The sequence below is a fragment of the Dyadobacter sp. SRI_021 genome (genome assembly GCF_057586235.1).
Genome location: NZ_JBYCZM010000019.1, coordinates 44,432 through 54,911, shown reverse-complemented (window position 1 = coordinate 54,911; position 10,480 = coordinate 44,432). Strand labels below are relative to the sequence as shown.

The 10,480-nt window shown below is 47.6% G+C and carries 8 protein-coding genes; 4 read left to right on the top strand and 4 right to left on the bottom strand.

The window, feature by feature from the left end; all coding sequences use genetic code 11:
- Nucleotides 1-181 precede the first annotated feature (181 nt).
- Nucleotides 182-526 carry a hypothetical protein gene (locus tag AC2YIT_RS31115; RefSeq protein ID WP_106599443.1) on the bottom strand — a complete coding sequence of 115 codons (345 nt, stop codon included), beginning with the start codon at nucleotides 524-526 and terminating at the stop codon, nucleotides 182-184.
- A 203-nt stretch (nucleotides 527-729) separates the two neighbouring features.
- On the opposite strand from AC2YIT_RS31115, the gene AC2YIT_RS31110 reads away from it, so the two are divergent.
- Together AC2YIT_RS31110 and AC2YIT_RS31105 are read left to right on the top strand one after the other, a co-directional pair.
- Complete coding sequence (locus AC2YIT_RS31110; protein WP_430850563.1) at nucleotides 730-3,015, top strand: ATP-dependent helicase; 2,286 nt, start codon at nucleotides 730-732, stop codon at nucleotides 3,013-3,015.
- Nucleotides 3,016-3,102: 87 nt separating this feature from the next.
- Nucleotides 3,103-4,599 carry a DUF4301 family protein gene (locus AC2YIT_RS31105; protein ID WP_430850561.1) on the top strand — a complete coding sequence of 499 codons (1,497 nt, stop codon included), beginning with the start codon at nucleotides 3,103-3,105 and terminating at the stop codon, nucleotides 4,597-4,599.
- A 122-nt stretch (nucleotides 4,600-4,721) separates the two neighbouring features.
- Here the strand turns inward: AC2YIT_RS31105 and AC2YIT_RS31100 are convergent, their stop codons facing one another.
- Both AC2YIT_RS31100 and fcl read right to left on the bottom strand, forming a co-directional pair.
- Nucleotides 4,722-5,195 carry an Lrp/AsnC family transcriptional regulator gene (locus tag AC2YIT_RS31100; protein WP_015813234.1) on the bottom strand — a complete coding sequence of 158 codons (474 nt, stop codon included), beginning with the start codon at nucleotides 5,193-5,195 and terminating at the stop codon, nucleotides 4,722-4,724.
- Between the two features lie 186 nt (nucleotides 5,196-5,381).
- Nucleotides 5,382-6,323 carry a GDP-L-fucose synthase gene (gene fcl / locus AC2YIT_RS31095; protein ID WP_430850558.1) on the bottom strand — a complete coding sequence of 314 codons (942 nt, stop codon included), beginning with the start codon at nucleotides 6,321-6,323 and terminating at the stop codon, nucleotides 5,382-5,384.
- Between the two features lie 93 nt (nucleotides 6,324-6,416).
- On the opposite strand from fcl, the gene AC2YIT_RS31090 reads away from it, so the two are divergent.
- Together AC2YIT_RS31090 and AC2YIT_RS31085 are read left to right on the top strand one after the other, a co-directional pair.
- On the top strand, nucleotides 6,417-7,433 hold the full coding sequence (locus AC2YIT_RS31090; protein ID WP_487281778.1) for a toxin-antitoxin system YwqK family antitoxin: 1,017 nt from the start codon (nucleotides 6,417-6,419) through the stop codon (nucleotides 7,431-7,433).
- Between the two features lie 46 nt (nucleotides 7,434-7,479).
- Nucleotides 7,480-9,174 carry a hypothetical protein gene (locus tag AC2YIT_RS31085; RefSeq protein ID WP_487281777.1) on the top strand — a complete coding sequence of 565 codons (1,695 nt, stop codon included), beginning with the start codon at nucleotides 7,480-7,482 and terminating at the stop codon, nucleotides 9,172-9,174.
- On the opposite strand, the gene dacB is transcribed toward AC2YIT_RS31085, so the two are convergent.
- Nucleotides 9,175-10,449 (bottom strand): D-alanyl-D-alanine carboxypeptidase/D-alanyl-D-alanine endopeptidase, encoded by a 1,275-nt coding sequence (gene dacB, locus AC2YIT_RS31080; RefSeq protein WP_487281776.1) that lies wholly within the window; start codon nucleotides 10,447-10,449, stop codon nucleotides 9,175-9,177.
- Nucleotides 10,450-10,480: the final 31 nt, after the last annotated feature.

Below are 10,480 nucleotides of genomic sequence, written 5' to 3'. Positions count from 1 at the left end.
TGCTCCGGGACTCCCGAAACTCGTGGCCCTGATCGTTTTCAGTGCCGTTATCCCCGATTGGGAGTGCAAAAGTGGCAGCTTCTTTTCTTAAATGCAAGTGGTGATAGCAAAAAATTGTAAAAAAACTTTTCGACTTTTTAGCAACCGCTTGATAACCAGAAATTACCAATCCGTAATTTTTTCACAAATTTTTGAAGTACTCGATCACATGCATCTTCAAAAGCGCTTCCTGCTTCAAAAGATCCCCCGGAGGAAGCGCACGTTCCAGTTTGTAATGCGGCCATCCATCCTTGTCGGTGTATTCAAGGCTGTAATAGGACGATAGGCTTAGCACCTTGCATATGCCAATATGCATCAGGTCTTGCTTTTGCTCCTTGGAAAATCGCTTCGCACCTTGCCCTAATTCCTGCACGCCTATCAGGAACAGTACACCGTTCAGGTCGCCCGGGCGCTTGCCTACCATTTCTTCCAATTGCCCCAGCAGATGCTCCCATTGTACTTCAAGCGGTTGGTCCTCTATATTCATTGTACTCATTTGTTCTGTTCGCATGCAGGCGATGCCTTATATATATGATGAAATCTGAAATTGTTGCTAATTAACCAACAATGCACACCTTATGTTCTGGTTGCGGAATAATATTTAGGAAGGGCCTCTCTTACAAGCCCAGAGATTCAGGATGCTTTTGACGGTTTTTCCTAACTTTGGCTTTTGCTATATATTATAAGTAATTGGAAAAGCATACAACTTTGAACCACAACGATTATCTCTCGACCTTGAATGAGCCCCAACGGGAGGCTGTGCTGCACGGAAATGGCCCTTTGATGATCATTGCGGGCGCGGGTTCAGGGAAAACAAGGGTACTGACCTATCGCATTGCGCGGTTGATTGAGACGGGTGTCGACCCATTCCGCATTTTGTCCCTCACATTTACCAACAAAGCATCCGGTGAAATGCGCAGCCGGATCGAAGGCGCTGTCGGTACCGAAGCCCGGAACATCTGGATGGGTACTTTCCACTCCGTTTTTGCCAAAATACTCCGCATCGAAGCGCGCTACCTGGGCTATACCAGCGATTTCTCGATCTATGATACCGACGATTCGAAGTCATTATTAAGAAGTATCATTAAAGAATATAACCTCGACGATAAGGTTTACAAGGCCAATGTGGTTTTCAACCGGATCTCCGGAGCAAAGAACCGGCTCATTTCGCCCGATGACTACATAAATAATGCAGTGATCCAGGCCGACGACGACGCGGCCAAAATGAAGGAGATCGGCAGGCTGTACAAAACGTACGCAACACGCTGCTTCCAGGCCAACGCCATGGATTTCGACGACCTGCTTTTCAATACCAACGTCCTTTTCCGCGATTTTCCCGACGTATTATATAAGTACCAGCACAAGTTCCAGCATGTGATGGTGGATGAGTTTCAGGATACGAACGTATCTCAATACCTCATTACCAGGAAGCTGTCCGCGGTACACCGTAACATCGTGGTCGTGGGTGACGATGCGCAGAGTATTTACGCATTTCGCGGCGCAAACATCGAGAATATCCTCAATTTCGAAAAGGATTTCCCGGATGTGCGCGTGATCAAGCTGGAACAGAACTACCGCTCGACGAGTACGATCGTGAATGCAGCGAACTCGGTGATTGCCCGGAACAAGTCGCAGCTCGAAAAACATACTTTTACTTCCAATGAAGAAGGTTCGCTGATCGACGTAATCAAGGCCGGCTCGGATAATGAGGAAGGCCGGCTGGTGGCAACCGCGATTTTCGAAGAGAAAATGCAGAAATCGCTTCGCAATGAGAACTTTGCGATTTTGTACCGTACCAATGCTCAGTCCCGGTCATTTGAAGAAGCTTTGCGAAAACTGGGCATCAAGTATCGCATTGTAGGTGGTCAATCTTTTTACCAAAGAAAAGAGATCAAGGATTTGCTTGCTTACCTGCGGTTTACAGTGAACCAGCGAGACGAAGAGGCTTTCAAACGGATCATTAATTTGCCAAAAAGAGGCATCGGTGATACGACCGTGGCCAAAATCGCGGTAACAGCTTCGGAAAACAATGTGGCGATCTGGGATGTCGTGGCGAATATCAACCAATTTGGCTCAGGCCGCTCTATTGCTCCCATCGAAGGGTTTGCGACGCTGATCAAGAGCTTCAAAATTTTGGTCGAAGAAGGCAAGGATGCGTACGAAATTTCGTCCCATATTGCCAAAGCATCGGGAATTTTGCGGGAATTGTATGAAGATAAGACTGTGGAAGGCCTTTCACGTTATGAAAACGTGCAGGAATTGCTGAATGGTATCAAGGAGTTTGTCGATAGCGACGAAACGGAGGATAAATCGCTGAGCGCGTTCCTTCAATCGGTTTCGCTGTTAACGAATGCGGATGAGCCAGACGATAATAACGACCACGATCGCGTGACGATGATGACGATCCACTCGGCCAAGGGTCTGGAATTCAGGAATGTATTCATTGTGGGGCTCGAAGAAGACCTTTTTCCGAGCCAGATGATGCTCGAAAGCAGGCAGGATTTGGAGGAAGAAAGAAGGCTTTTCTACGTGGCGATCACGCGCGCGGAAAAGAAACTGTCATTCTCCTATGCCGAGAGCCGCTACCAATGGGGCCGCCTGAAAATGTGCGAACCGAGCCGGTTCCTGCTGGAAGTCGATCAGAAATACCTGAACGTCAACAGAATGGTACAGAGCGCCTTGGAACGCGATACTACGCCCCCTGTAACGACTTTCGCGCGTAATCTTGTTCAACGAAAAACCGAGGCACGGCCGGTTGCAACAGCAGCTACAAGCCATGTCCCGTCGGCCGATTTCGTGCCGACCGACACGTTCGACCTGGCCGAGGGCGACAAGGTGGAGCATTTGAAATTCGGTTTCGGAGTAGTAACCAAAATGGACGTCAATGGCACCGATAGAAAAGCAACGGTCAAGTTTGATCTAGTGGGTGAAAAAACGCTGCTGCTCAGCTTCGCCAAGTTGCGGGTGTTGAAATAAATGCTGGGAAACTTGATGAGGTTGTTAAAATTCCAAGCTTTTTTGTAATAAATCTTACCTAAACTTCACTGATTAAAACCATATATTATGTTTATTGAAAACGATATTCAACAGATAAAGGAAAGAGGAAGCGATCTAAAAGTCGTGGAAGAGCAAGTCCGTTATTTTGAAAAGGGCTTTCCGTTTTTGCAATTGTCGAAGGCCGCCACGGTGGGCGACGGCATTATCAGGCTTACGGACGAAGAGATTGCACAGGTAATCAGTGAGTTCGATAAAAGTGCCGCCGATGGTGAAATTGCACTTTTGAAATTTGTACCAGCTTCGGGCGCGGCTACCCGGATGTTCAAATCGCTTTTCGGCTTTTTGCAGGAAGATAAGAAGGACAAATCGGTGGACGAATTCTTCGCAAGGCTGAAAGATTTCGCCTTCTACGAAGACCTGAAAACTTCCCTGGCCGCAGATGGCTACGAAATCGAGTCTGCGGATGAAAAGACGATTGCTTCTTACTTTCTTACTGCCAAGGGATTAGGCTACGGTGAGTTGCCGAAAGGCTTGCTGAAATTTCATAATTACGCCGAGCGTTCACGCACGCCGCTGGAAGAGCATTTGGTAGAAGGGGCGAAATATGCAAATGCCGGCAGCAACGTGCAAATCCATTTCACAGTTTCCCCTGAGCACCGCGACAAGTTTGAAAAACTCGTCGTGGAAGTACTTCCAAGCTACCAGACGCAATACGGCGTTCGCTACATTGTTTCTTTTTCCGAGCAAAAAAGCTCTACGGATACCATCGCGGTGAACCTCGATAACACGCCTTTCCGTGAAAAAGACGACTCGTTATTGTTCCGTCCTGCCGGCCACGGAGCATTGCTCGAAAACCTTGGGCAGCTCGACGCGGACATTATTTTCATCAAAAACATCGATAATGTTGTCCCCGACCGCATTAAGGGCGAGACAATTACTTACAAAAAAGCGCTGGCAGGAATCGTTTTAAGATATCAGAAAAGGATTTTTGCTTACCTCGATAAACTGGCAGGAAATGTGGACGCCGCATTGCTCGCAGAACTCGACGGCTTTTTCCGTAACGAACTTTGCGTGATTCCGCCGGCAGGTTTTGAATCGTGGAGCGACGAAAAGAAGAAAGAATATTTTGTAGGAAAGCTGGATCGCCCTTTGCGCGCGTGCGGGATGGTGAAAAATCAGGGTGAGCCGGGCGGCGGACCTTTCTGGGCTGAGAACGCCGATGGGTCTTCGTCGCTGCAAATCGTGGAATCGGCGCAGGTGGATGTCGATAATGCCGACCAGAACAGCATTTTCAAGAACTCGACGCACTTTAACCCGGTGGATCTGGTGTGTGCAGTGAAGAATAAAAAGGGTGAATTATACGACCTGAAAAAATTCCGCGATCCGCTAACCGGCTTTATTACAGGCAAATCCAAAGACGGAAAGGAGCTGAAAGCACAGGAGCTCCCCGGCTTGTGGAATGGCTCTATGGCCGACTGGAATACGCTTTTTGTAGAAGTGCCGCTGATCACTTTCAACCCCGTGAAAACAGTGAACGACCTGCTTCGTGAGCAACACCAATAGGTTTGAATGCATACCAAATAAAAAATGGTCGGAAGCAATTCCGACCATTTTTTATTTGAGTTTATGAGTTTAGAGTTTGTCAGAACTTTAAACCTTAAACTCTTAACACTAAACTCCTAACATCAAGGTATCGGTAATACTTTACTTTCTTTGAAAGTCGACAGGATTACCATCGTTTGCGTGCTGGCGACCTCTTCGATTTCATTGATTTTTTCGAGCATCAGCTTCTGGTATGTGCTGATGTCTTTGGAAATTACGCGAAGCAGAAAATCGCCAGTTCCGGTAATGTGATGGCATTCAATGACTTCGGGAATTGCATGAATTTTCTCAACAAATGACTCCGTAACTGCCTTACGGTGCCCTACCAGCGAAATCTGAACAAAAGTGCTTACGCCCAACCCCACCTTCTCCGGTTCCAGCTGCGCGTGGTAGCTTTTGATGATCCCCGATTGTTCCAGTTTTTTCACACGTTCCAGCGTGGGAGCGGGTGAAAGTCCTATTTCTTTGGAAAGTTGAGCGTTGGTTATCTTCGCGTTCGTTTGTAAAATCTCCAGTACTTTGCGGTCTATCTGATCTAACTTAATAATGGCCGACATTTCTCTATGACTAAGGTTTATATGACGTGCCCATTTAGGGTACCGCGCAAAACTAATTAGTTTCCCGAAGATTCTTGTAATATTATACTGAAATTTTGTCTAAAAATAGAATTATCGTGGGTGAAATAGGATTTTGGTACTGAAATATTAGGCCATACCTAATGTAACCCACTGTTGCGATACTGGTTACACGGCATATGTTTCTATTTTTTCGAGAAAATCCTGGTAAGTCATGGTAATACCTTCTTCGAGATCGATAGTGTGCTTCCAGCCCAATGCGTGCAGCTTGCTTACGTCCATCAGTTTTCGTGGTGTACCGTCCGGTTTATCGGTATTCCATTTGATTTCCCCTTCATATCCTACCACTTGCTGGATCATTTCTGCCAAATGCTTAATAGTTACATCCGCGCCCACCCCGATGTTCAGGAAGCCGGCCTCATTGTAATTCTGCATTAAGAAATAGCACGCGGCAGCGAGATCGTCGGCGTGCAGGAACTCGCGGAGCGGCGACCCTGTACCCCAGAGCTCTACAAATGGCTTTCCATCCTCTTTTGCCTCGTGAAATTTGCGGATCATTGCCGGTAATACGTGCGAATTGTTGAGATCGTAATTATCATTCGGTCCGTACAAATTGGTAGGCATCACTGAAATGAAGTTGCAGCCATATTGTGACCGGTAAGCCTCACACATTTTTATACCCGCAATTTTCGCGATCGCGTAAGGTTCGTTGGTGGGTTCCAGAAGGCCCGTCAGCAGTGAATCTTCCTGTAAAGGCTGTGGCGCCAGTTTCGGGTAAATGCAGCTCGATCCGAGGAACATCAGCTTTTTGGCATCGGTGCGGTACGCACTGTCGATTACGTTGCTCTGAATAAGCAGGTTATCGTTCAGGAACTCTGCGCGGTAAATATTGTTTGCCATAATGCCGCCTACTTTGGCAGCGGCCAAAAAGATATATTCCGGACGTTCCGCTTCGAAAAATGCCCGCACATCTGCCTGGTTGCGGAGATCAAGCTCCGATGAAGTTCTGGTAATAATGTTGTGGAAACCTTCTTTTTCCAATTTTCTGAGAATAGCAGATCCAACCATTCCCCTATGCCCGGCAATATAAATTTTAGCGCTTTTTTCCACGGTGTTTTTTTAAATTTGTCTTGGAAATCAATATAGAAAAAACCAATTCGTTACAAAAGTAACAATCTTGCCCTGAAGAAAAATCCTATATACATGCAAAGAGTAGCACTGGTCTGCGGCTTTTTTTCAATCTGTCTGTCGGTTTCCGTTTCGGCCCAGAATGGTCAGAAGGATACTTCGACCCCGTCGTGGCTGCCCAAAGAGCAGGTAAAAAAAGATACGGCAACGCGTTCCAATGATCTGAAATCGTTCGTTTCAGGCCTGGACCCGGTGGTGGGCGCTTCGGTGCCGGGCGGCAAGGGCAAGTCCACTAATCTCTCCACACTGTTCGGAGAGACGATCCCCGATCTTGGACTTCGCGTAAAAGAATACAAAAGCCAGAAAAAAGACCGCAAGGCAAGGAAGGAAAAGGCCCGTCTTGCCAAAGTACAATATGAAGGCATTCCAATGCAGAGCATGTCTGTCAAATACGGCAGCGGCGACCGTGCTACGGTGGAAAATTTCCATGTGTTGAAAGAATATAAGCCCATGAACGAGTATGTCAGGGCCACGGAAACACGCTGGTATGACAAAAAATCAAGAAAACTGAGCTCTTCGGTGATTAAAGACAAGACACAGGCTTTGCCGCTCCATGGCTCTTATAAAAAGTATAGCGGCGAAAACCTGATCGAGGAAGGCTATTACTACATGGGCGTGAAAGACGGCCGCTGGGTGAAATATGATACCAAATTTAACCTGATCGACAAGGCCGTCTGGAACCGTGGATTCCCTGCCGAATCACGCATTACCTATTATGACTCCGCGCATACGCAGATAAAAGAAGTAATGCCGGTCGCATTTGGAGAAATAGAAGGCGAATACCTGCAATTTTACAAGGAAGGTCAGCTGGCTGTCGATGGCAAGTATGATTCGGGGAAAAAAGTTGGCCGCTGGGTGGAATACTACCAGTTCCGCCGCCAGCGTAAGAAAGAGATTCAATATCCGAAAACTGCCTGGGACGAGGATTTCGAGCCATTCATCCTAAGGGAATGGGACGACAAAGGCAAGCTGATTTACGATCATACCAAAGATCCCCGCGCCTCCGCTGAAGAGGAGGAAACCGAAAATTAGGCAGCGCATGGTTGAAAATCACGCCTCACCTGCTTAATTAGCACGCATGTTTTCATCTTTCCTCCGTTTTGTCAGAGAAAAAAGCTGGCTGGCATGCTTGTTGGGCCTGATACCCGTTCTGATTTATATTTGGGTATTCAAAGTTATTGCGCTGAATGTTAATTACGTAGCATTCGACGACATCCTTATTCTTGGCATCATTCCTGAATTTTCGAAAGCCGACCTGGCAGGTAAATGGAAGTTGCTGACGACGCTTTTTCCGGAGCACCGGCTTGTATTCTCCCGCTCGGTGATCCTGCTGCTTGAAAAGATATTCGGTACCGTCAACCTGGTTTGGCCGATGATGATCGCCAACACGTGTTGGGCGCTCTGCGCATGGGTTTTTTACCGCGCATTCAGGCATTTGCGGCTTGCTGTATGGTATTTTGTGCCCGTCATGTGGCTGTGGTTCAATATCCAGTCGTTTGAAAACATCTTCTGGGGCGTTAGCTCGCTGTGCAATTTCGGAGTGATCCTTTTTGTGCTTTCCTCGCTCTATTTTGCGGTTTACAAGCCCACGCAAATTGCCATTTCGCTACTTTTTGCTATCGCGGCGACATTTACTTATGGGAATGGATTGATGGTTTTCCCCGTGATCGGGCTGCTGTTTTTGCTCGGAGGTTATCGCAAACAATTCTTCGTCACCCTGGCGACAACGCTTATTATCGCAGTCATTTATTTCATCGACTTCACTCCTATCACCCAAAACCTCGATTTCTCGAACCCACAGCAGGTTAAGGAAGGTTTCTTCGGCTTCTTCGGGTTTATCGGCTCCTGGGCAACGCTTAGCGCCTACGGCACGCCCACATCCGGATTGTACATAGCCGTGGCAATGGGAATGCTGATGATTGCCATACTGCTTTTTTTATACCGCAAACAATATATTCCACTCTGGAATTCGACCTGGCTGAAAGAGCGGTACACCAATCCGACAGCCCTTTTTGCGCTTGCTATTGCAATTTTTACGGGTATTACGGCCCTCGCACTCACTTACAAACGCATTCCCACGGACACCTTCGAAGGCATGTTTAAAGGGCGCTACCGAATGTATTCGACGTTGTGGTGCATTGCCTTGTATTTCGGATTTTTGGCGGTGGTACAAAACTCAGTCCGGAGAAAACTGGCCCCTGGAATGCTGGTGGCCGCCATTGTTATGAACCTTACATTACTGCACGGCAACTTCGCCGAAGCAGTAAATGGCCGGCGTGCGGCCATTGTGCAAGAGTTCAATGCGCGGTATAATGCCGATTGGCTGGGTCTCCGCATGTTTTCGATGGATCAGCAGCATTATGAGCAAATCCGTTCCTATTACCGCTCGGCCGACCCGCTGGCTGAAAACTGGAATCCGCGGGCAGATTCGGTTTCCTGCGCCGGCACTTATCCGCCAGATGAAGTCGGGCAACTTGGCGATCACATTGTGGTGGGTTTTCACCAGGAATTCTTCCAGCCCGAAAATGACTATTCGGATGGTGCCTATGTGGTTCTGAAATCAACCGGGCATGTATACGCAGCACAGCCTAACCAGGCTTCAGTGCCGCTGAAAACGACGATTCGCCGCGGAATGTATTTTAATAAGGGTATAAATGCGAGTTTTCATAAGGCTAATATAGAGCCTGGTGTTTATCAGATTTACCTGCTCGTTCGCAAGAATGGACGCAACAGCATTTACTGCACCGGAAGGGTCTGGGAAGAAAAGGAATAATCAGTATTTGTTGCGGACGTTGGTCAGAATGCGCTCCACCTCCTTGCGCACATCGGCGGTAGGTTTGGTGAAGTTGTTATTCATAAAGCTGAAAGCCAGTACTTTTCCTTTTTTCGTAATCAGATACCCGCTCAGGTTATAAACATTGCTCAAACTGCCTGTTTTGGCAAAAATGAAAGGAGGATCTTCTTTAAACAAGCTCTTCAAAGTCCCGCTTTTCCCTCCTGCCGGCAATATCTGGAATAGTCTCTCCTGTGGTACTTTCGCGTGGATCTTTTGCAGCAGGGCCACCACTGTTCGTGGGGTAAAAAGGTTATAACGGCTCAGCCCGGAGCCATCTTTCCAGACTGGTTTGTCGGGTAAATCGGCTAAATGATGCTCTATGGCATGTGCAATGGCCTTTTCGGTGTTCAACGGCAACTTGTTCGCAGTGGCGTAAAGCAGCATGAGCTGTTCTGCCAGCATATTGTCGCTCACCAGCATCATGCGCGTGTACAGCGAGTCAGAGGGAATGCTATTAACGGTTTGCAATTCGATTTCGAGCGGGATATTGATCAGTTTAATCTCTTTTTTCAATGTATCATTCAATAGCTGCAACATGAGCTGGTCGGTCATATGAACGGGGATGTCTTTCGTAATTGCTTGCGATCCAGAAAGTTTTGAATGGTGAAATACATTCTGCAATTCCTCTCTTTCAATCCCTGAAACGGCAGTATCCTGTACCAAAGCTTTCTGCCAGAACCGCGGATTGGCCCGGTATTGTCCTGTCGGCGTGCTTTGGAATCGCACAATATTGCCATAGATCGGCATGGCGGTCACTTCGGGCTGGTAGTAGTCGTTGTAGTCGCTCCAAGCCCAGCCGGGGCCAAAGCGTTTATTTTCGAAATGGAACGGCGTAAAGAATATCTGGTCTTTACGGCCTTTCAGGAAATCGAAAACCTTGCTGTGCGGCAAATCAGGGTGTAATAGCGAAGGATCTCCGGTGCCGCGAATGATCAATAACTCGCCCCATTCGAGGTATTCGAGACCTGGAATGGAGTCACCGAGTGCCGACAGGCCCGCGTAAAAGCTGAACAGTTTGGTGTTGGATGCCGGGACGAAATATTTATCGTCCTGATATGAAGCCAGCGACTTCTTATCGCCGATACGCGCAATGGAAACGCCTGTATGCTGCTGGCTGAGAACCGCCGAGCGGTCGATTTCGCGTTTCAGATAATGGGAGGCCGAACAGCCCGACAAAGCAATAATACTGATGAAGAAGAGCAGCGTGCGCATGGAAACGGGTTAAAATGAACTTTAAACAAAG